Annotated in this window: 19 protein-coding genes; 5 read left to right on the top strand and 14 right to left on the bottom strand. The window is 38.2% G+C overall.

Going from position 1 to position 21,243, the window contains the following annotated elements; translation table 11 throughout:
• Positions 1–326: 326 nt before the first annotated feature.
• The 7 genes from QNH29_RS04285 to uxaC form a co-directional block, all read right to left on the bottom strand.
• Positions 327–1,190, bottom strand: coding sequence for a sugar phosphate isomerase/epimerase family protein (locus QNH29_RS04285; RefSeq protein ID WP_283863615.1), 864 nt, complete (start codon positions 1,188–1,190; stop codon positions 327–329).
• Between the two features lie 2 nt (positions 1,191–1,192).
• A complete protein-coding gene (locus tag QNH29_RS04280; RefSeq protein WP_283863614.1) occupies positions 1,193–2,197 on the bottom strand; it encodes a Gfo/Idh/MocA family protein in 1,005 nt (334 codons plus the stop codon).
• 69 nt (positions 2,198–2,266) lie between these two features.
• Entirely contained in the window at positions 2,267–3,427 is a 1,161-nt protein-coding gene (locus QNH29_RS04275) for a Gfo/Idh/MocA family protein (protein WP_283863613.1), read from the bottom strand.
• Positions 3,428–3,429: 2 nt separating this feature from the next.
• Complete coding sequence (locus tag QNH29_RS04270; protein WP_283863612.1) at positions 3,430–4,317, bottom strand: sugar phosphate isomerase/epimerase family protein; 888 nt, start codon at positions 4,315–4,317, stop codon at positions 3,430–3,432.
• A 32-nt stretch (positions 4,318–4,349) separates the two neighbouring features.
• A complete protein-coding gene (locus tag QNH29_RS04265; RefSeq protein ID WP_283863611.1) occupies positions 4,350–5,252 on the bottom strand; it encodes an AraC family transcriptional regulator in 903 nt (300 codons plus the stop codon).
• A 230-nt stretch (positions 5,253–5,482) separates the two neighbouring features.
• The gene (gndA, locus tag QNH29_RS04260) at positions 5,483–6,895 is read right to left on the bottom strand and encodes an NADP-dependent phosphogluconate dehydrogenase (protein WP_283863610.1); all 1,413 of its coding nucleotides are present in this window, start codon (positions 6,893–6,895) and stop codon (positions 5,483–5,485) included.
• A 266-nt stretch (positions 6,896–7,161) separates the two neighbouring features.
• Positions 7,162–8,565: a glucuronate isomerase gene (gene uxaC, locus QNH29_RS04255; RefSeq protein ID WP_283863609.1), complete on the bottom strand. Its 1,404-nt coding sequence runs from the start codon at positions 8,563–8,565 to the stop codon at positions 7,162–7,164.
• 238 nt (positions 8,566–8,803) lie between these two features.
• On the opposite strand from uxaC, the gene QNH29_RS04250 reads away from it, so the two are divergent.
• On the top strand, positions 8,804–10,000 hold the full coding sequence (locus tag QNH29_RS04250) for an ROK family transcriptional regulator (protein WP_283863608.1): 1,197 nt from the start codon (positions 8,804–8,806) through the stop codon (positions 9,998–10,000).
• A gap of 190 nt (positions 10,001–10,190) precedes the next feature.
• On the opposite strand, the gene QNH29_RS04245 is transcribed toward QNH29_RS04250, so the two are convergent.
• On the bottom strand, positions 10,191–11,594 hold the full coding sequence (locus QNH29_RS04245; protein WP_283863607.1) for an MFS transporter: 1,404 nt from the start codon (positions 11,592–11,594) through the stop codon (positions 10,191–10,193).
• A gap of 209 nt (positions 11,595–11,803) precedes the next feature.
• Positions 11,804–13,216: an MFS transporter gene (locus QNH29_RS04240; protein ID WP_283863606.1), complete on the bottom strand. Its 1,413-nt coding sequence runs from the start codon at positions 13,214–13,216 to the stop codon at positions 11,804–11,806.
• Between the two features lie 363 nt (positions 13,217–13,579).
• Between QNH29_RS04240 and QNH29_RS04235 the strand changes: the two genes are divergently transcribed.
• Positions 13,580–14,092 (top strand): DinB family protein, encoded by a 513-nt coding sequence (locus QNH29_RS04235; RefSeq protein ID WP_283863605.1) that lies wholly within the window; start codon positions 13,580–13,582, stop codon positions 14,090–14,092.
• A gap of 165 nt (positions 14,093–14,257) precedes the next feature.
• On the opposite strand, the gene QNH29_RS04230 is transcribed toward QNH29_RS04235, so the two are convergent.
• The 3 genes from QNH29_RS04230 to QNH29_RS04220 form a co-directional block, all read right to left on the bottom strand.
• Positions 14,258–14,866 carry an exonuclease domain-containing protein gene (locus QNH29_RS04230; protein ID WP_283863604.1) on the bottom strand — a complete coding sequence of 203 codons (609 nt, stop codon included), beginning with the start codon at positions 14,864–14,866 and terminating at the stop codon, positions 14,258–14,260.
• Between the two features lie 231 nt (positions 14,867–15,097).
• Positions 15,098–15,667: a TetR/AcrR family transcriptional regulator gene (locus tag QNH29_RS04225; protein ID WP_283863603.1), complete on the bottom strand. Its 570-nt coding sequence runs from the start codon at positions 15,665–15,667 to the stop codon at positions 15,098–15,100.
• 14 nt (positions 15,668–15,681) lie between these two features.
• Positions 15,682–16,389, bottom strand: a complete 708-nt coding sequence (locus QNH29_RS04220; protein WP_283863602.1) for an MBL fold metallo-hydrolase — start codon at positions 16,387–16,389, stop codon at positions 15,682–15,684.
• Positions 16,390–17,262: 873 nt separating this feature from the next.
• Here QNH29_RS04220 and QNH29_RS04215 point away from each other — a divergent pair.
• Positions 17,263–17,772 carry a DoxX family membrane protein gene (locus QNH29_RS04215; RefSeq protein WP_283863601.1) on the top strand — a complete coding sequence of 170 codons (510 nt, stop codon included), beginning with the start codon at positions 17,263–17,265 and terminating at the stop codon, positions 17,770–17,772.
• A gap of 164 nt (positions 17,773–17,936) precedes the next feature.
• On the opposite strand, the gene QNH29_RS04210 is transcribed toward QNH29_RS04215, so the two are convergent.
• A complete protein-coding gene (locus QNH29_RS04210) occupies positions 17,937–18,167 on the bottom strand; it encodes a hypothetical protein (RefSeq protein ID WP_283863600.1) in 231 nt (76 codons plus the stop codon).
• A gap of 192 nt (positions 18,168–18,359) precedes the next feature.
• On the bottom strand, positions 18,360–18,800 hold the full coding sequence (locus QNH29_RS04205) for a hypothetical protein (protein ID WP_283863599.1): 441 nt from the start codon (positions 18,798–18,800) through the stop codon (positions 18,360–18,362).
• Positions 18,801–19,013: 213 nt separating this feature from the next.
• Between QNH29_RS04205 and QNH29_RS04200 the strand changes: the two genes are divergently transcribed.
• Together QNH29_RS04200 and QNH29_RS04195 are read left to right on the top strand one after the other, a co-directional pair.
• Entirely contained in the window at positions 19,014–19,808 is a 795-nt protein-coding gene (locus tag QNH29_RS04200; protein ID WP_283863598.1) for a nucleotidyltransferase domain-containing protein, read from the top strand.
• A 126-nt stretch (positions 19,809–19,934) separates the two neighbouring features.
• On the top strand, positions 19,935–21,236 hold the full coding sequence (locus QNH29_RS04195) for an NCS2 family permease (protein WP_283863597.1): 1,302 nt from the start codon (positions 19,935–19,937) through the stop codon (positions 21,234–21,236).
• Positions 21,237–21,243 lie beyond the last annotated feature (7 nt).

Below are 21,243 nucleotides of genomic sequence, written 5' to 3'. Positions count from 1 at the left end.
ACTCACCGTTTCGGCCAATACTAAATTTCTAATTATGAATACTCCTGTTACTTCACCACTCCCTGCCTTGAAATCCCTTTCATTTTCTTTCAAAAAATAATGGCTATAAAAATATTATCCTGTTTTTTAATTAGTTTATTAAACTAATTAATTAATAGTAGAATATCATCTCTCACATTTATCGTCAATAGGTTTTTAATATTCTAAAGATTTTGTGGTCAAAATCCACACTTCTCTGGAAAACAAAAATCCCGCGGCTATATATTTCCAACACAAAAAGGCAGCAAAAAACTACTGCCTTTTTGGAATTTATTTATTCCAATATATTAAAACCAGTCAGCATACCCTAGTTTTCTCAAGTGATTAGCGGAAACTTCCAGACATTCGAATGGATCGCGTCCATAGGTATCGTCTTGTTCTACCAAGAAGTACTGTGCTCCACTCTCAAGTCCTGCTTCAATGATTGCTTTAAGATCAAGGTTTCCTTCACCAAGCTCTGCAAATTGAATCGTATTCGTAAATCTGTCAAAGAATTTAGCCATATCCTTCTGGAAGTCAATATCGGTTAAATCCATTTGTCCAATTCGATAATCCTTTAAGTGTAAAAGTGAAATACGGCCGGCATAGCCTTTAACAAATTCTGCAGGATTGACACCTGCTCTGTGAATCCAGTGAACATCTAATTCAAATCCAAGCTTTGTCGTGTTGTTTTTAATAATATCCAATAAGTATTCACCATCAAATTTTTGGAATTCTAAGTGGTGTGTATGGTAATACAATTCAATTCCATGCTCAGCTAATCTGTGAGCCATCTCTTCGGCTTTAGAAATAAACTCTATAATAGTATCTTTATTCCCCATAGCCATTAGGGGCATCATGCCAATTCGTAAATAGTTACAATCAAGTGTTTTGCAATCGTTTACGATTTTTTCAAAGTCACTTGTTAATGTCTCACCAGGCATACCAGGAAGCATTGGCTCTACTGCAGCAGAAAGTGCCGCAATCTTAATATCAAAATCTTCACTCGCTCTTTTTATTTCCGCTACGTTCTCAGCTGTCATAGGGATTTGAGAAACTTCAACAGCGTGATAGCCAAGCTCACTAATTTTTCTCATTGTTTCATAGGCGCCCAGCTCTTCAACCTTGTTCTTTAACATCATCATTTGAACGCCGATTTTACCTTTATTCATTATTACCCCTCCATTTGTATTGATTGTTTTTTCTCAGATGACAGGTGAATAGCATCAATAATCGCAATGGATGCAAGTGCATCTTTTGCATGAATATAGTCATCTGTGTTTTCGCTAATAGCGGAATAGAATTGATTGATCGTTTTTGCATGGCTGGCTCCGTAATAATGCTTCGAACCTGGCAGCTTCGCATCCTCCATCAATTCTTCTTTTTCCCCAGCTTCATTCACTCTTGTAAGGATGCTGTCTTTGATGATGAACCTTTCTTTTTCAAAAAGAACTTCAAGTTCAACACTAGAATTATCTGCATTTGCATTTGTAGCAAAGAATAGCCCCGTAGCACCATTTTTAAACTGGATGCGCGCGGAAACTGTATCTTCCACTTCAATGTTATAATCCAGCAGTTGATCAACTGTACCCCGGATGGATTCAATCTCACCGCCAACCAGCTGCATGAGGTCTAACGTATGCAGCGCTTGATTAATCATCACTCCACCGCCGGCATATTTCCATTTCCCGCGCCATGGCTGAATGTCATAGTACTCCTTTGGTCTAAACCAAGCCACTAAGCCCTTGACCCCTTTAATAGGACCAAATTCACCAGAGAGTACAATTTCTTGCAGCTTTTCAAAGGATTCATTGTTGCGATTTTGCAGACAGACACCGATTTTAATGTCCTTGTTTTCTTCCTCTACATTAACCAGAGCACGTCCTTCTTCCGCATTCAAGCCCAATGGTTTTTCTAGGAATACATGAACACCTTTTTCGACACAAGCCTTCGTAACAGGGTAGTGAAGATAATGAGGAAGACAGATATGAACACAATCCAAATCTTCTTTCTCAAGCATTTCTTCATAATTACTGTAAAAGTTTGCTCCTGGTACTGAATTCGATAATGTTTCGTCATTATCACAGACAGCTGCCAACTCAGCATTTGGGTTCGCTTTTATTGCTGGAATATGAATATGTGAAATCGTACCCAGCCCTATTACTGCTACTTTTAGCATTTGCTACTCCCCTTTTTTAAAACGAACTCGGGAGCACAACAGCACCCCGAGTTCGTTTCATGTGGTTGATTATTTTCTAACAGGATATTTACCTTCTTCAGCAATTCGTTTATTTAATTCTTCTAAGAATAAATCCTCATCAAATGGTACTTCGATTTCCTTGCCTAACCAGCTTGATAAGTGCATAGCATTTGCAAGTCTAACACCATTAATACCGTCACTGCCAGGAGCTAATAAAGGTGTACCTTCAACGATCGCTGAAGCAAAGTCTTCCAATACTGCAATGTGCTGTTCGCCCCAAACATTGCCAAAATCAAGTACTTCCTCAGTGAAAATATCACCTGCGCCGCCGCCCATAAACAGCTTCATAACATCTGACATATCCATTGAATCGCTCATTTCCCTCTCAGATTGTTTCAGGCGCTTGATGGTAACTTTCTTACTATCGTCAACAACGATTTTACCTTTATCACCATGGATTTCTAAACGGTCTGTCCCCATTACATCATGTGTCTTCGTTACAAATACACCAGTAGCACCATTTCCATAGTCAAATACGGCTGTTACATCGTCTTCAACAACAATATCTCTTTGATAGCCATAGTTTACTTTTGCATAAACCTTTTTCGGCATGCCGCAAATCCATTGAAGCAAGTCAATTTGGTGCGGTGCTTGGTTTACAAGGACACCGCCGCCTTCTCCGCCCCAAGTTGCTCTCCATTCACTTTGATTGTAGTACCCTTGTGGTCTCCACCAAGTAGTTATAATCCAGTTGGTACTGCGGATGCTGCCAATCTCACCATTATCAATAATTTCTTTTACTTTTTTATAAAGTGGATTTGTACGCTGGTTAAAGAAGATTGCAAACTTAACTTCATGCTTAGATGCTGCAAAGTCGTTTAACTCTTTCACTTGTTTTGTATAAACACCAGCTGGTTTTTCCACTAATGCATGAATGTTTCTTTTTAGTGATTCGATTCCCATTTCAGGATGCAGGTAATGAGGAACAGTTGTAACGACTGCATCAACATCCCCGCTTTCAAGCATATCGATATAATTATCGTAGAAGGGAACACCCGGATACTTCTCTTCTGCTACTTGTTTTTTCGAAGGATCATTATCACAGATTGCACCAATCACCATATTTTTAACTTTTCCTTCAGCGATAAAGTTAGCGTACATACCACCTTCTGCACCTAATCCAATAATCCCTAATCTTACATCTGCCATAATTAAATTCCCTCGCTTTCAATTTTTTTAAGAATGTCTAAAAGTGCTTCATATTGAAGCTTGTAGCCGCCGGCACCATCCAACCCTTTGTTGTCCTTAATGATTTCTGTTGCATCCTCAAGTTCTAAGTCCTTTAAAGAATCAAAAAGAACGAGATGCGGCTCAAGAGTTAAAAAGCCTTTATAGCCGCTCTTAATAAATTGAGCTAACAATTCAGGAATTTTCCCTTCGCCTGTTCCACAGACAACGTTTTGACTATCAGATGTTACAGCATCCTTTATGTGTATATAAACAATCTCATCTTTTAAGAGATTGTAACACTCCTGTGTATCCTCACCGCACTGAACGAAATTCGCGAAGTCGAAAATTCCTTTAAAGTACGGAGAACCTACTTCTGTTAAAATTTCATGACAGCGTCTTCCTATATCACCAAAAATATCCTTTTCATTTTCATGCAGCAAAATCACATTGTATTTTTCTGCAATCGCAGCAAATTCCTTTAACTTGCTGACAACTTGACTGCGATATTGATCTGCATCCTCACCCTTAGGAATATAGAAGCTGAAGATTCGCATATATTTGCAATCGAGCAAGTTGCTGATTTGGCAAAGCGTGTCCAACATCAGCTTCTGCTTATCAAAGCCTTCTTCATCGTTGATGAATACTTTACCGATAGGTGAGCCGATGGAAGAAACACCAATACCAGCTTTTTGCAGCCTTGGCTGTACCTTTTCTTTCATTTCATCAACAGTAAAGTCACCAATATTTTTTCCATCAATACCACGAAGTGATATATATTTCATTCCCAGATTTGACACGACCTCCAGCTGTGTATCAAAATCCGATGAGATTTCATCTGAAAATCCTGAAATCATTAAATCTTGATTCATCTATTCTTATCCTCCTTATCCCAGGAATGTGGCTACCTGCGTTTCGTTTTTCGATATTGTGAAGGAGTGGTGCCGACCTTCTCTTTAAAAAAGCGGCTGAAATGGGCAACACTCTCGAATCCTGTAGAACGAGCCACATCTGTTAGCGATTGATCAGGCTCCATCTCAAGCAAATACTTTACCTGGTTAAGCCGGCAAGCCATTACATATTCCATTACTGTAAAGCCAGTAACTTCTTTGAAAACATGTGAAGCATAATACTTACTCAAACTTAGTTCTGCTGCAATTCTGTCCAAACTGACCTTTTCTGCATAATGGTCGTTAATCCATGAGGCAATGGACTCGGCATGGAGCTCCTTTTCTGACCTTTTACTAGTCACCAGAGACAATTCCTTTTGACTTCTTTTATATATCCCCATCAATAATTGAATCAACTCAAGTTTAATTTCAGCCTCAAGAAAATCATTTTTCTTACTTGTCCGCTGCATTTCTTCATCAATATGAGTTAGCGAACTGGCGATTTCCTTAATCCTGCTGTCAACAAATTGTCCAAATTCATCGTAGCCTGTACGAAGGAAGCAATTATGAAGTTTTTTGAATGGATCCAACAAATTAGGAATTCCAAGTCCAATCAATGAATCCTGCAGCCATAAAGGTGAAAAATGAAGCATACTTCTCGTATACGTACTGTCTGTTCCTGGATTCGCTTTATGCAGAGTCATACCGTCCAAAAGGATGATATCACCAGGCTGCAGCTCGTATATCCGATTGTTTATTAAATACTTACAATCGCCTGAGTGAAAAAAGTAAATTTCATATTCTTGATGTGAGTGATAATTAAAGTTGTAAAAGTCAACACCTTGTATTCGGTAAAAACCAGATATCCACTCATCCATTATTCTTTTTTTGAATGAAGAGCCTGTTAACTTTCCCATTGATTCACACACCCTTAGAAGTAAGCGTTAACAAAGTAGTTTGTTAACTGACTATATTTATATTATATTGCAGCTAATTGTAAAAAACATTCTCTAAAACTGCTCAATAACCGTTATTATTTGACTAATATTGCTTTCTAATCACCGATTTTAAGGAAAACAAAAAAGGAGACAAATCCAGCGATATCCACTGGAGATTGTCTCCTTTTGCAGGTGTTTTTATGGAAGCATTATTCCATCCAATTTGTGTGGAATACTCCTTCTTTATCAATACGTTGGTACGTATGTGCTCCAAAATAGTCACGTTGTGCTTGCAGAAGGTTCGCTGGAAGTGTTTCAGTACGGTAGCTGTCATAGTAAGCAATGGCGCTTGCAAATGATGGTACCGGAATTCCACGTTCAATGGCTACAGCAAGAACTTGACGTAATGGCTGCTGATAGTTCTCAACGATTTCCTTGAAGTATGGATCTAATAATAAGTTTCTTAATTCAGGATCGCGATCATATGCGTCCTTAATTTTTTGTAAGAATTGTGCACGAATGATACATCCGCCGCGGAAAATCATCGCGATATCGCCGTAACGAAGATTCCAATCGTACTCTTCTGACGCTGCACGCATTTGTGCAAAACCTTGTGCATAAGAAACAATTTTACTCATATATAAGGCTTTACGAACTGCCTCGATTAATTCTTCTTTATTTCCTTCAAAAGCTTTAACTTCAGGTCCATTTAGAACCTGGCTTGCCTTAATACGCTCATCCTTCATAGCAGAAATAAAGCGGGCAAATACGGACTCAGTGATAATTGGAAGTGGAACACCTAAATCAAGTGCATTTTGGCTTGTCCATTTTCCAGTACCTTTTTGACCAGCAGTATCGAGGATTAAGTCAACCATTGGCTTACCTGTTTCTTCGTCTACTTTTGTAAAGATATCTGCAGTAATTTCAATTAAATAACTGTCTAATTCGCCTTTGTTCCATTCAGCAAAAACCTCATGAAGCTCCTTCGCGTCTAAACCAAGGACATTTTTCAAAATAAAGTAGGCTTCACAGATTAACTGCATATCTCCATACTCAATTCCGTTATGAACCATTTTCACATAGTGACCTGCACCGTTTGGACCAATATATGTACAGCATGGGTCGCCTTCAACTTTTGCTGAAATTGCTTCTAAAATTGGTCTTACAAGATTATAAGCTTCTTCCTTACCTCCAGGCATGATAGAAGGACCTTTTAGTGCGCCTTCCTCACCACCTGAAACTCCCGTACCGATGAAATGGAATCCTGCTGTTTCTAGTTCTTTGTTACGTCTGATTGTATCTTGGAAGAATGTATTTCCTCCATCAATTAGGATATCGCCTTCTTCAAGAAATGGCTTTAAAGAGTCGATCGTCGCGTCAGTTGCAGTACCTGCTTTAACCATTAGCAAAATTTTGCGAGGTTTTTCTAAAGAATTAACGAATTCTTCAACAGTTTTAGCACCAACAAAGTTCTTGCCTTCCCCTTCGTTCTTTAAAAATTCTTCTGTTTTGTCATAAGAACGGTTGAAAACAGCTACAGAATAACCACGGCTTTCAATATTTAAAGCAAGGTTCTTACCCATAACTGCTAAACCTACGACACCAATTTGTTGTTTAGACATTCTTATCCCTCTTTCTCCTTTATCTTGTTAGATAATTTTTATTGAAGTTTGGAATTGCCGCCAGAGCCCTTCCTTCACTCATACCATTCATAATAACGATTAACGATTAGAACATCAATCATTTCGGCTATTTTGTCTCAGGTCCCTAATGAGAACCATCATTTATTTCCAACGTTAGCTTGCTCAAATAAATAGATTTAACACTTTATTTATGTATTAAGGGGGAGGCCCGTTTGAAGGCACCCTCAATCCATTTCCTCTACATTCTAGCGTTGTAAAAAGTATTTTTCTGCGTTATTGTAACCGATATTTTTAACCATTTGCTCAAGGAATTCCATATCATTTGGTGCCAGCCCTCTTTCAACCCATTCACCAAGCAGGTTGCAAAGAATACGACGGAAGTATTCATGACGTGCATAAGATAGAAAGCTGCGCGAATCTGTCAGCATACCAATAAAATGGCTCAAGAGTCCTACGTTTGCAAGATCTTTCATTTGTCTTTCCATTCCATCGATATGGTCATTAAACCACCAGCCTGAACCAAACTGAATTTTTCCAGGAACGCCTTCTTCATAGAAATTCCCCATCATACCAGCAAGAACAGGATTGTCTTTAGAGTTGAGGTTAAATAATACCGTTCTTGGCAAGGCGTTTTGCTGCTCAAGCGTATCGAGGAATCGAGATACACCTTCAGCAAAATTTGATTCACCTACAGAATCAAAGCCTGTGTCAGGACCAATAAGCTCTTTCATTTTGGTATTGTTATTTCTTAAAGCCCCCATATGAAGCTGCATGACCCACTGTTTTCCAGCATACATTTTTCCAAGCTCTGTTAATAAGAACCAGCGGTAAGCAATCAGTTCTTCATTTGAGAGCTGTTCACCGTTCAAACCTTTTTTGAAAATAACTTCAATTTCTTCTTTTGTTTTTTCTACGTATTCCATTTTTTGAATATCATGGTCAGAAGCACGGCCGCCATTTTCATGGAAGAAATCAACACGCTGCTGAAGTGCATGTAAGAAACCATCTAGAGTATCTGAATTAACTCCAGAAACCTCTTCTAATTTTTTGATCCAGCTGCCAAATGTAGGACGTTCGATGAAAAGTGCTCCATCTGGACGGAATGTTGGTGCGATTATAGGAGTAAAGGTTTCGTCATTCTTTAATAAACGATGGTATTCTAAGGTTGAATTAGGATCATCCGTTGTCCCAATAAACTTTACATTTGATTTCGCAATAAAAGCTCTAGCTGTGTAGCCAGAAGTTTTTAGTTTCTCATTACATTCATCGTAAATTTCACGTGCAGTTGACGGGCTTAGCAATTTTTCAATACCAAAGAACATTTTTAACTCCATATGCGTCCAATGATAAAGCGGGTTACCAATCAAATGCGGTACGGTTTCTGCCCATGCAGCAAATTTCTCCCAATCTGAGGCATCACCAGTAATATATTTCTCGCCAATACCGTGGATACGCATCGTACGCCATTTATAATGGTCTCCGCCCAGCCATAATTGAGTGATATTTTCATATGACTTATCTTCCCATACCTCTTGCGGATCCAGGTGGCAGTGGAAGTCAAAGATCGGCAAATCTTGTGCTGCATTTTCATATAATTTAAGGGATGTTTCTGTATCTAGCAAGAAGTCTTTGTCTAAAAAGTTTTTCATTCGATACCCTCCAATTACTACTATTTTCTGTAAACCCTTACAAATTTATTAGATAATTTCAAGAAAAAGATTTCCTTAATTTGTTTAGTAAACAAATTAATTACACTACTAACTTATCACGTTTAATTTGTTAAGTCAATTGACAGTTTGTTATTTTTTTTTATAAGAATGAGACCTATATAAGATAACCTGTTATACTATTGTTATAGTAGAAAAGCTGCCGAAATGGAGGATATAAATGATTACCGGTGATGCGTCATATATAAAGAAAATCAATCGCTCAATTATTTTAAGAGAGATTGTCAAAGAAGGATTAATTTCGAGGGCAGATTTATCAAAAGTTACAGCACTTACACGTGCGACCATTTCTGCACAGGTTGCAGATTTAATAGATGAAGGTCTTATTGTAGAAACCCAACTCGAACATTATGCTGTTGGAAGAAAACCTATTATGCTTTCTATAAACAGTGAGGCTGGCTACGCTCTTGGCATTGACCTTGATTATGACCATATTTCGTTTACAGTTTCTGATCTTACGGGAACTCCGATAAACTCTAAAAGGATTGATACGAATACGACAGACTACAATGAGTTACTGAATCTTTTAGTTGAGCATATAAAAGTCTATAAATCTGAATACGCTTACAGTCAATATGGGATTATCGGAATTGTTATCGCTATCCATGGTCTAGTTGGTAAAGATGAAACCATTCATTATGTACCACGCTTACGTTGGAAGAACATTTCCCTTAAGAGTGATCTTGAAAAACAAATTGACATCAACGTGTATCTAGAGAATAATGCGAATCTAAGTGCTTTTGCAGAACGGGTTTATGTTCACCATGAAACAGATAACTTATTAGCAGCAACTCTTTATTCTGGTATTGGTTTAGGCATGATGATGAACAACGATTTCTTTCGGGGTCATGATGGTTTCGCTGGAGAGGCCGGTCATATGATTGTGGTTCCAAATGGTATTCAATGTAATTGCGGAAATAAAGGCTGCTGGGAAAGATACGCCTCCGAAAATGCAATATTCAAGCACTTATCGGAATCTCGGCAAATGAAGTCTATCACGTACGAAGATTTCCAAAAATGGCTTGATCAAGGTGATGAAGAGGTACATCAAATGATGGAACAATTTATTTACTACCTCTCTATTGGTTTAAATAATATGATTAACATGTATAATCCTGATGTGCTTGTGCTTGATAGTGAGCTCCTGAGAATGTACCCGGATTCACTAAGTAAAATTAGAGAGAACTTAGTATCATCCATTAGCCATTATCGTGCATTATATATTTCTTCCATTGGCAGGAACTCTGCTGTTCTTGGGGCATGTGCACTTGCTATAAAAAATTTCTTAGAGGTGCCTATGTTGAATTTAAAATATGATTTTCAGCCAAATAATAAAAATGCAAGCGTTAACATATAGCATTTAGCTCATTACGTATGAAAAAATCCCCTTTCAGTTTTATGAAAGAGGATTTTTTTATTATTACTTATCTATTATTTATCCGAACGGAACTCTTCGCTGCCTGCAAATAGCATTAAAACAATAATGTGCAAATAAAAAGATAAGATTGTTAATGAACAGTCGTAACAACCTTACCTCTAATGAAATATTAAGCCTTTCTTCTTACGGCTAAGTCCATTGCAAGTTGTGTAGTACGCTTTTTGTTTAATGGATATAAGAATACAATTATTAGGAACACAACACCGAGTGTAAGCGCAGGTACTAAAGTTGCAAGTGTATGAATTCCTTGCAATGTATCAGCAGATTGTGTTTCGGCACCCGCATGGTAACCAACTGCTGCAATCGCTGCACCGCCAACACCACCAGCAACTGCTTGTCCGATTTTACGTGCCATTGAGTAGATGGAATAAACGGTACCGTCTTCTCTGAGACCTGTTAAATACTCATGATAATCAATTACGTCTGTAACAAACGCCCACACTACAAGGTTAAACACCCCATAACCAAACATAGCCACTGTTAATATACTGATAAATTGTGTTGCTGTTAAATTTGGAAGGAAATATAGAGCTCCGTATACAAGCGCCGCGACTAATAATCCACCGGAAGCCACTTCCTTTTTACCATATTTCTTAACCAATGGTTGAATAAAAGGCATGGCGATAAAAACAGCAACTGCTTGAAGAAGACCTACTATACTTAATGCTTTTGCATTAGTGAAATAATCCTTAAATAGATAAACGTTAACCGTACCAATTAACATAAAGACAATCATGAATGTCAATGCAGCCACAAGGAACACCATTAATGGTTTATTTTTCGTTAGCCCCTTCATGGTTTGGGCAAAATTGACTTTTTCTTTATTTGATTCATCCACGACGATACGTTCTACAGATAATTTATAACAAGCAAGATAACAAGCCAGTGCAAGTCCACCGAAAATTAATGCTGCGAGAATGAAGCGATTTGCGTCTGGTTTATTATTGACGAATAAAATAATGGGTCCAACTACGTTGATAATTAAACCTGCCATTTGACCACCTAACGTTCTCCAGCTTGATAGCGCAGTACGTTCTATTGGATCAGCTGTAATGACTGAAGCCATTGAGCCATACGGAATATTAACAGTAGAATATAAAGTACCCCACACAATATATGTGACATATGCATAAGCAAGGTAAAACCCTTGAGACATACCAGGGATTTTTACGAACATCAAGATACCCATGATGACAAGTGGAAATGACATTCTTAAAATCCATGGTCTGAATTTTCCTTGAGCAGTTGCCTTTCTCGTATCAATGAAACGCCCCCAAGTTACGTCGGCAAAAGCATCCCAAAGACGGGCGACCGTGAATAATAGTCCGACATGAGCAGGATTAATATGAAAAATATCCGTATAAAATACCATCAGGAATGAGGCGGCTAAGATAAAGAAGAAATCGTTTCCAAAGTCTCCAAACAAGTAACCTAATTTATCTTTCACCCCAAATGGACGTACTGTTTTCCCAGCTGACTGCGGGGTTTCTATCTTTTGCAATGCTTGAGCCATATTTTCCCTCCCAAATATTCCTATGAACGCGATTTTGCTTTGAAGCTATTTTGTGTTACCTCATAAGAAATTACTCACAACAAAGACCTTCTTTCACTAAAATGGCTGCCTTTTCTTTTTGCGTTTTTCGCCTATTTACCCTTTTAAAAAAAGTGGTTTTTTTCGAACATAAAAAGGCAGCATTATGCTACCTTTTTCTTCAGTAATAATTAGTTTTTATATGATTTTCTCTTTTCTGCTAAATCAATAGCAAGTTGTTCTGTACGCTTTTTGTTTAATGGATATAAGAATACGAACATTAGGAATACGATACCAAGTACAACTGCTGGCACTAAAGTCCCGAGGGTATGAATTCCTTGTAGAGTTTCAGCAGTTTGTGATTCAGCTCCTGCTTGGTAACCTACTGCTGCAATAACAGCACCCCCGACACCACCAGCAACGGCTTGTCCGATTTTACGAGCCATTGAATAGATAGAGTAAACAGTTCCATCTTCACGTAAACCAGTTAAATACTCATGATAATCAATAACATCTGTAACAAATGCCCAAACAACAAGGTTGAAAATTCCGTATCCAAACATACCAACGGTTAAAACAGTGATAAATTGCATTGCTGATAAATTTGGAAGGAGATATAGAACCGTATATACAAGAACTGCTACCAATAAACCTCCTGAAGCTACTTCTTTTTTACCAAATTTCTTAACTAATGGCTGTATGAATGGCATTGCCACAAATACTGCAACTGATTGAAGTAAGCCAACCATGCTTAACGCTTTAGCATTTTCGAAGTAATCTTTAAATAGATATACGTTTACAGTACCAATTAACATAAAGACAATCATGAATGTTAATGCGGCTACAAGGAATACCATTAATGGTTTGTTTTTAACAAGACCCTTCATCGTTTTGCCTAAGTTAACCTTTTGTTTATTTTCTTCCAATGTAATACGTTCAACCGTTAATTTATAGCAAGCCATGTAACAAGCAATTGCCAAACCGCCGAAAAGTAATGCTGCAAAAAGGAAACGATTCGCATCTGGTCTATTGTTTACAAATAGAATCATTGGTCCAGCTACGTTTATGATTAAACCTGCTAAGTTCGCACCTAGTGTTCTCCAGCTTGATAAAGCTGTACGTTCAACAGGATCAGCTGTCATAACAGAAGCCATTGATCCATAAGGGATATTAACAGTTGAATATAATGTTCCCCAGATAATATATGTTACATATGCATAAGCAAGGTAAAATCCATCGGACATGCCAGGAATTGTTACGAACATCAAGATACCTGTGATGACAAGCGGGAATGACATTCTAAAAATCCATGGTCTAAACTTCCCTTGAGGTGTAGCCTTTCTAGTATCAATAAAACGGCCCCATGTTATGTCAGCAAAAGCATCCCAAAGGCGGGCAATCATAAATAATAGACCTACTTGAGCTGGATTGATACCGAAAATATCCGTATAGAATACCATTAGAAACGCTGCTACTAGAATAAAGAAGAAATCGTTTCCAAAATCACCAAATAAATAACCTAATTTATCTTTCATCCCAAATGGGCGTACTGATTTTCCCTGAATGTGCGGGGTCTCAACTTTCTGTTGTACTGCTCTTGCCATGATTAACCCTCCTAATAAATCATTATAAAATAAAGTAAATGTAAGCCCTTAAATAATTGCTAAAAGACTTTGAAACTTATTTTTTATGAATGAATCCCTTTTCAAAAGTACTCATTATTCTTTATTTAACTTCTCGAGAGTGTTTAAATAGTTTTAATTAATTTGTTTAGTGAACTAACAATTAATTGTATACATAGAATATCACCTTCGACATTTTTCGTCAATAATATTTTGTAAGCGCATTTTAAAAATTTTTTCTATCAGGAGAACTTTCGAAATTGACTTTGCTCATTAATTATTTAACTATTGTAAATATTATGGTAGGCTTGCTTTGTAGATTATAACGAGGGAGGAGAGAATCAAATGTTTCAACGTCCAGCAAAAGATGAGTACCCAGATTATTATGTACCGTATGTGGACCTGGTTCCTGAAGGTGACATCGTACAAGTGTTGAATGAAAATCTTCAAAAGACAGTTTCTCTTTTCGAGGGAATTTCTGAAGAAGTCAGCTTACATCGCTATGCACCAGAAAAATGGAGTATCAAAGAAGTACTTGGTCACATAACCGACACTGAAAGAATCATGAGCTACCGCCTGTTGCGCGTAGGACGCGGCGATCAAACACCTTTAGCAGGATTTAACGAAAACGACTACGTTCAGGCTGCACAAACAAACAACCTATCACTGAAAACCATCCTAGAAGACTTCAAAGCAGTCAGAAACGCAACCATCAGCCTAATCCAAAACCTTCCACATGAAGCATGGGAAAACAAAGGCAACGCAAACAGAATGGAAATCACAACCAGAGCCATCGCCTTTATCATCGCCGGCCACCAAATGCACCATTGCAAAATCGTTGAGGACAGATACTTATAATAGAGAAATAGTGTGGTGCAATAGTGTGGTGCCGTTAATATTGTGCCAATAGAGTGGTGCCTGTCACCGCTCGTGGACACTGTCCACCCCAGGCGGACAGTTGAAAAATAAAAACAGACCAAATCGCTGAGGGTTTGGTCTGTTGCTTTTTTGTGCTGTGTGCCGTTATCCCATTTTGGTACGGGCGGCAGCTGGCTGATATTTTCTCATTGGTCCATTTTCGAGTACTTCCCGGAGATAGAGATTTCCATTAGGACTTGTTTTTCTGAGTAGGTCCATGAGATATGTAATATCATCAAGTGCTCTATGTGTTTGGTGGTTGGATATTCGGTGTGCCTGAAGCAGGGTTAGGAGTTTACCGTTTGGAAAGCCATAGTTTTTCCATTTTACCCCCCGCATAGTACAGTACCATTTTAAATCATTCACTTCCGGGTACATATGATAGAGAAAGCTCCGGTCAAAGGAGGCATTGTGCGCAAAAACGGAATCTGCACGATGGAAATAAGTTTTTATCTTACCATCTGTGAAACTCTTCCCTGCCACCATTTCATAGGGAATACCATGAATTTGATACGCCCGGTCATAGTTCCTTCTAGCAGAACTAGTAAGCGGTTCGCGCAAGAAGGAATCTTCCTCAATAATTTCTTGGATCTCCCCAGTATCTGTTCTATAAGAAAACAATTTCAATGCCAGTTCTATTACTTCGTCGGTAGTCGGTCCTAATCCTGTGGTCTCGACGTCCAATACTAAACCTAACTTTTCAAATTTACTCATAGATTTCAGTCCTTTAATCATGATATTACTAATATTATAACATCTAATAATAAGAAGAAGACTTGCCAATTAGTAAGTCTTCTAAGTTTAGCTGAAATCTTAATATCCTCTATTGTTTTGTCGGTGTTTGGTAAATTTTAGAGTAGTTTTATCGATCGAGGTTATCTGCGATGATTTAAATATATCTGCGTTAACCACAATATATCCGCGACACTGATTTTCCCCAAAAAACTAGTTCTCTTGAATCCCCTGTATAAATGCTTTTATGATAATTTCCAAACTCTCATCCAAATCTAATGCCATCTTAAAGCCGCCATTCTTTTCTAATGAAGAAAAACCGTGTAAAATGCTTCGGAGACCTCTTACTGCATGTAAGGCTGTGTCCCCTTCTAATCTATAAGCCTGTAAAACGCGAACCGTTAGTTCAACGATCTTAGAACCTGCAAGCTGTACATCCTCATCTTCCATATCCGGAGCCATCAATGTTGCCTCATAAATCCCAGGATGCGTCCGTACAAAGTTGATATAGGCTTTACTTATTGTCATCACTGCTTCGTCTCCAGCGACTCCAATAGCTGCATGGGCTAATACTTCATATAGCCGGTTTATCCCATAAATCGCCATTTTTTTTCTTAATCCGCCCAGCCCATCAAAATGGTTATATAAAGAAGGAGGACGAATTCCTAATTTCTTGGCTAGATTTGCGAGGGTAACTTCTTGTATTCCCAATTGGTCCGCTAACTCCGCTGCTGCTTCCAAAATCTCTATTACTTCTAGTCCAACCTTTGGTCTTGGTGACATCCATCTCTAACTCCTTAGTTTAATTTCTGTTCAAAACGTTTAATGGCCCTTTCCATTTCGCCAATCGGATTTTCCAGCATTTCACCATGTCCGACTGCAAGCAGCTTTGGCTGATAACTCACTAATTTCTTTGCACTAGCTAATGAGGTTTCCCTGCTCCAAGTACCAAAGGCCGGAAAAGGAAACCATGGCTTCATATCACCTGCTACTGCCGTCCCGCCTCTTGTTTGATAGGCATCCCCTGCAATCATGGCTCTTGTACGCGTATCAATAAATGACATCGACCCCGGCGTATGTCCAGGGGTTTCAATAGCTGCCAATGATCCGATAACGTCTCCTTCTTTCAATAGTATATTCGCTCTGGTCTTCAACTTTTTTGGAACCCCGCCCTTAATCGGAGTTTGGTGTTCATGCCCATCAAGCGAAGTGTCACCATTCATTATTCTGTTATCCCTTACAGAAATATAAACAGGTACATCCGGAAGTTCTTTCTTTATTCTATCAAGGGCCCCAACATGGTCCTCATGTGCATGTGTCAAGATTATCTTTGTAATTGGTTTTCCAATCGTTTCTGCCGCCTTGACTATTCCCTTCATACTATATGGAAGAGCTGCGTCAATTAAGGTCAATCCATCTTCTTCCGCAACCAAATAACAATTAACCGGAAAAACACTTGCCATAAACGTTACCTGATATAAAAATCCGTTATTGAGCAATCTCATAAAACCAACTCCTTTTAACTAATATCGTTAGTTTTATTTTAACTAATAACATTATTTTTATCAAGAATTTTTATTTGAAAATTTGGCTGTATTTAAGGAATTTGTTGTTTTTATACTCTGTGCGTTGAGCAAAAAAGGCATGGAGATTTCTCAAGGCCACACATACGGTAATCAATCAGACTTAGGATTGTACCGATATAACAAGGCTGCCACAATTACCGTAACAATCCGTTCGGCATAGTGCCGATAAAACTTTGCTAATCAAATTACGGGAACTATCCGTCAGGGATAGTTCCGATAAATCAAGGCTCACCCAATTACGGGAACTATCCGTCTGAAATAGTGCCCATAAATCAAGGCTCACCCAATTACGGGAACTATCCGTCCGGGATAGTTCCGATAAATCAAGGCTGCCACAACTACCGTAACTATCCGTCAGGGATAGTTACGATAAATCAAGGCTGCCACAACTACCGTAACTATCCGTCAGGGATAGTTCCGATAAATCAAGGCTCACCCAATTACGGGAACTAACCGTCCGGGATAGTGCCGATAAATCAAGGTTCACCCAATTACCGTAACTATCCGTCAGGGATAGTTCCGATAAATCAAGGCTCACCCAATTACGGGAACTATCCGTCCGGGATAGTGCCGATAAATCAAGGTTCACCCAATTACGGGAACTATCCGTCAGGGATAGTGCCGATAAATCAAGGCTCCCCCAACTACAAATAAAGCCTCGTTTACAATTTGTTCAAATCTTTTTTACAGATATGTGAAATAGTGAACAATTTACTCTCAATTCAAGATTAATTTGTTATATTAGCAGTGTAATAAATATTTAAAACTTTTTATCAAGGAGATGGCATTAAAATGTTTATGAATTTCTTAAGAGAAAATAAAATAGCGGCTGGAATCTTAACGGTCTTACGCTTATATCTAGGATATTCTTGGTTCACTGCAGGACTTGGAAAATTACAGAGCGGTGCATTTGACGCTTCAGGTTTCCTTCAAAATGCTGTGGCTAATCCAGTTAAAGGTCCAGATGGCAATATGGTTTACAGCTGGTATGTAAACTTTTTAGAAAGCTTTGCACTACCAAACATCGATGTATTTAACTTCATTGTTCCTTGGGGCGAAACATTAATTGGTTTAGGACTTTTATTAGGTTGTTTAACTACTGCAGCAATGTTCTTTGGACTTGTAATGAACTTCTCTTTCTTCTTAGCAGGAACGGTTTCACATAATCCAACTGATATTTTCTTAGGTTTCATTATATTAACAGCAGGTTATAACGCTGGTCGCATCGGTTTAGATCGCTGGGTAATTCCTTTCATTCGTAAAACAATGAAAACAGAAGGCAAAAACAAAGCAGCAGCCTAACAGCTATGATCTTCAAACAAGTTGGTCATGATGCAGGCCGTATTGGTCTTGACCGCTGGGTGGTTCCATTTATCCGAAAAACTGTTTTAAAAGGTAAAGATACGGCAAAACAACACGCATAACAAAAAGTGCCTCAATCTACGTTGATTGAGGCACTTTATTTATTAATAACTATTATCTTCTTCTGCATTTTCAAAACCTGCACGATCTTGATACCAATTCGTGATTTGAGTCAGAATAGCAAATACTAAAAAGAAATTCATCGCCCATACATTAATAAATGGTGCTAAGCCGCCAAATTCAATTCCATGATACCCTTTAATTTTCATCACAATCAGCGATTCTATAAAAATTAAAACAAAACCCAGGACACCAGCAACAGCCATTCTTATCATTCCCGTTCCCTCCATCTCTACCGATTAGGTTTTACACATTTCGATTATATTAATAAAGTAAATTTGACAATTATATGAACTTTTATATCCCTATTATATGGCAAATTTCATAAGTACAACAACTAAAAATATTTGTGATATTGAGAAATATTTTTTTGACTGAAAAATTGAAAAAAGTCAGGTAAGAGTCGATTACTTTTTAATCCATCGATATAATGAGGTGCAGAACATTAAGAAAGAGGTATAAATGAGGAATGTGTAAAAGTTAACAAAAATTGTATTTGTGTATTGATTTAACCATGGTAAGCTGAAAATTCGCGATCCTTTTGTTGATGGCGAGCCGCCTAATTCTCTAATTAACTCAGAATAATAGACAATTTCTGAAACACTGGCGGCCACTAGGACGATACATGAACAAACCACAATATTCCGCCAAGTAGAAATTTCAAATGAAGCTTCCTTAAGTTTTAAAAAAAGTTCATATCCAAATAGTCCAAAAGTCAACACAACGAATGGAAAAATTAGAATCACAGGATTACCAGAAAAGGACTGAGGACTAACAGAAAATTCCCTTACCATAACAATTGCCATGATACAAAGCAGGAAATAGATCATTAATTGCCTTGATAACATCACATCTCCTCCTATTAAAATAACGTAAAAAGGAATAATGCCTCATTGTTTATATATTCAATAAAAAGGTCGTTATTCCCATGGCATCAATAGAGGTCAGTGGAAAGGTTCCTACGTGCCATGATAATTATTATTTTTGGGATTGGTTTTATTTTAACAATGGAGATGCTATGGAAAGCAACCACCTAACAAACGGTAAATGAGGTTTTATAATTGTTCGAACATATCTTAAAGGTACTCAAACAAATTGAAAAAGAGTATGATGTAAAAATCCTTTATGCTTGTGAATCAGGCAGCAGAGCATGGGGCTTCCCCTCTGATGATAGCGATTATGATGTTCGATTTATTTATGTTCATAAGAAAGAATGGTATCTCTCCATCGATCAAAGGCGCGATGTCCTAGAAGTCCCAAAGCATGATAAACTTTCAATCCAAGTAGACAAATTGCTGGACTTAAATGGCTGGGAACTGACCAAAGCATTACGGTTATTTCGAAGATCGAATCCGCCGCTGCTCGAATGGCTCCATTCAACAATCGTATACCGCCAGAGGTACTCTGCAATCAATAAAATGAAAGAATTAGAAAGGGAAGTTTTTTCTCCTAAGTCTGGTGTTCACCATTATTTAAAAATGGCAAAACGGAATTACAGGCAGTATTTAAATCGAGAGGAGGTTAAAATAAAAAGATATTTTAACATATTCCGACCGCTGCTAGCTGCCAAATGGATTGAACAACACGAAGCATTTCCACCCAACGAATTTGCTAAACTCGTTGACGATATCCTTCCGGCCAGCGAAATTAAAATCGTACTAGAGGAAATTATCAAGCTAAAAATGGCTGGGGTAGCTATTGACCCTAAGCCTAGAACCGAAGTCATCGATTTCTTCATTGAAACTGAACTAGCACAATTAGAGACATACGTTAGAGACGTATCAGTCAATAAATCCGATCCCACCGAACAGTTGAATCAATTGTTTCGAGAAACACTTAATGAAGTTTGGGGTTAACCATATAAAACTGCCACTATAAAGATTGTGGCGGTTTTTATTTTTTAAATGAAGGCTTGAAAATTTCCCTAAAAACGAATATTATATAAAGGTTGTTATTAAATGTTCGTGTTTTGGAGGAATCTTATGTTTAAACTAAAAGAAAACCAAACCAGTACAAAAACAGAACTACTCGCTGGAATTACAACCTTCTTTACAATGGTCTACATTGTGGTTGTAAACCCCGTGATTCTCGCTGATGCAGGTGTTCCGTTTGAACAAGTCTTTACCGCAACGATTATTTCAGCCGTTGTCGGGACACTTTGGATGGCACTGTTTGCAAATTATCCAATCGCCATAGCGCCTGGTATGGGGCTCAACGCATACTTCGCCTATTCTGTCGTTGGCGGCGGGCAAAATATTAACTACGAAACAGCCTTTGCTGCTGTTTTTATTGCAGGTATTATTTTTGTCATTTTATCATTAACACCTTTTAGAGAAAAATTAATTGATGCGATTCCAGATAACCTTAAACATGGAATTACTGCAGGTATTGGCTTATTCATTGCCTTTATTGGGTTAAGACTTACACATATTATTACTGCGCATCCTACTAATCTAGTTGGATTGGGCGACCTGAGAGCTCCGTCAGCCCTGCTGGCAATAGTAGGATTAGCGGTTACATTAATTTTAATGGCGCTGCGAATTAATGGTGCTTTATTTTTTGGAATGATTATTACCGGAATTATCGCCTTTTTGACGAACCAGCTTTCATTTGATCAAGGCTTCGTTTCGTTACCATCTCTTCCCGAAGGTTTGATAGTAGGCAATCCGCTGACAGCCTTAACGGATGTCATTCAGCACAGCCTTTATGCAGTGGTCTTTTCATTCATTCTAGTAACAATCTTTGACACCACCGGGACCATGATTGGTGTAGCAAACCAAGCAGGTTTAATGAAAAATGGAAAATTACCACGTGCCCGTCAAGCCCTTCTTTCCGACTCCGTTGCAACATCAATCGGTGCCATGTTTGGCACGAGTCCAACAACGGCATATATAGAGTCCACTTCAGGGGTTGCAGCTGGCGGACGTACAGGATTAACTTCCCTCACGGTTGCAATTTTGTTTATTCTTTCGGCATTCTTTGGCCCTCTCGTCAGTGCAGTATCAGGAATCTCAGCGATTACAGCTCCTGCCCTTATCATTGTTGGAAGTATGATGATGGGAAGCATTGCAAAAATTAAATGGAACGAATTAGATGAAGCTTTTCCGGCATTCCTTGTTATTCTGAGCATGCCGCTTACATCTAGTATTGCTACTGGAATTGCGCTTGGATTCATCAGCTACCCACTTCTGAAAATAGCGAAAGGAAAATGGCGCGAAGTCCATCCGCTTCTCTATGTTTTCTCTGTCCTATTCTTTTATCAACTGGCATTTTTACCGCACTAAAAAATGG

Origin of the sequence: Neobacillus sp. DY30 (assembly GCF_030123065.1) — a bacterium.
Classification (GTDB): Bacteria; Bacillota; Bacilli; order Bacillales; family Cytobacillaceae; genus Neobacillus.
Note: the sequence above shows the minus strand (reverse complement) of the source record. Positions and strands in the feature narration are given on the sequence as shown.

Excerpts from the sequence above, each read along its gene's own strand:
- QNH29_RS04285 (WP_283863615.1), bottom strand. The coding sequence starts at position 1,190 with ATGAATAAAGGTAAAATCGGCGTTCAAATGATGATGTTAAAGAACAAG.
- QNH29_RS04280 (WP_283863614.1), bottom strand. The coding sequence starts at position 2,197 with ATGCTAAAAGTAGCAGTAATAGGGCTGGGTACGATTTCACATATTCAT.
- QNH29_RS04275 (WP_283863613.1), bottom strand. The coding sequence starts at position 3,427 with ATGGCAGATGTAAGATTAGGGATTATTGGATTAGGTGCAGAAGGTGGT.
- QNH29_RS04270 (WP_283863612.1), bottom strand. The coding sequence starts at position 4,317 with ATGAATCAAGATTTAATGATTTCAGGATTTTCAGATGAAATCTCATCG.
- QNH29_RS04265 (WP_283863611.1), bottom strand. The coding sequence starts at position 5,252 with ATGGGAAAGTTAACAGGCTCTTCATTCAAAAAAAGAATAATGGATGAG.
- gndA (WP_283863610.1), bottom strand. The coding sequence starts at position 6,895 with ATGTCTAAACAACAAATTGGTGTCGTAGGTTTAGCAGTTATGGGTAAG.
- uxaC (WP_283863609.1), bottom strand. The coding sequence starts at position 8,565 with ATGAAAAACTTTTTAGACAAAGACTTCTTGCTAGATACAGAAACATCC.
- QNH29_RS04250 (WP_283863608.1), top strand. The coding sequence starts at position 8,804 with ATGATTACCGGTGATGCGTCATATATAAAGAAAATCAATCGCTCAATT.
- QNH29_RS04245 (WP_283863607.1), bottom strand. The coding sequence starts at position 11,594 with ATGGCTCAAGCATTGCAAAAGATAGAAACCCCGCAGTCAGCTGGGAAA.
- QNH29_RS04240 (WP_283863606.1), bottom strand. The coding sequence starts at position 13,216 with ATGGCAAGAGCAGTACAACAGAAAGTTGAGACCCCGCACATTCAGGGA.
- QNH29_RS04235 (WP_283863605.1), top strand. The coding sequence starts at position 13,580 with ATGTTTCAACGTCCAGCAAAAGATGAGTACCCAGATTATTATGTACCG.
- QNH29_RS04230 (WP_283863604.1), bottom strand. The coding sequence starts at position 14,866 with ATGAGTAAATTTGAAAAGTTAGGTTTAGTATTGGACGTCGAGACCACA.
- QNH29_RS04225 (WP_283863603.1), bottom strand. The coding sequence starts at position 15,667 with ATGTCACCAAGACCAAAGGTTGGACTAGAAGTAATAGAGATTTTGGAA.
- QNH29_RS04220 (WP_283863602.1), bottom strand. The coding sequence starts at position 16,389 with ATGAGATTGCTCAATAACGGATTTTTATATCAGGTAACGTTTATGGCA.
- QNH29_RS04215 (WP_283863601.1), top strand. The coding sequence starts at position 17,263 with ATGTTTATGAATTTCTTAAGAGAAAATAAAATAGCGGCTGGAATCTTA.
- QNH29_RS04210 (WP_283863600.1), bottom strand. The coding sequence starts at position 18,167 with ATGATAAGAATGGCTGTTGCTGGTGTCCTGGGTTTTGTTTTAATTTTT.
- QNH29_RS04205 (WP_283863599.1), bottom strand. The coding sequence starts at position 18,800 with ATGTTATCAAGGCAATTAATGATCTATTTCCTGCTTTGTATCATGGCA.
- QNH29_RS04195 (WP_283863597.1), top strand. The coding sequence starts at position 19,935 with ATGTTTAAACTAAAAGAAAACCAAACCAGTACAAAAACAGAACTACTC.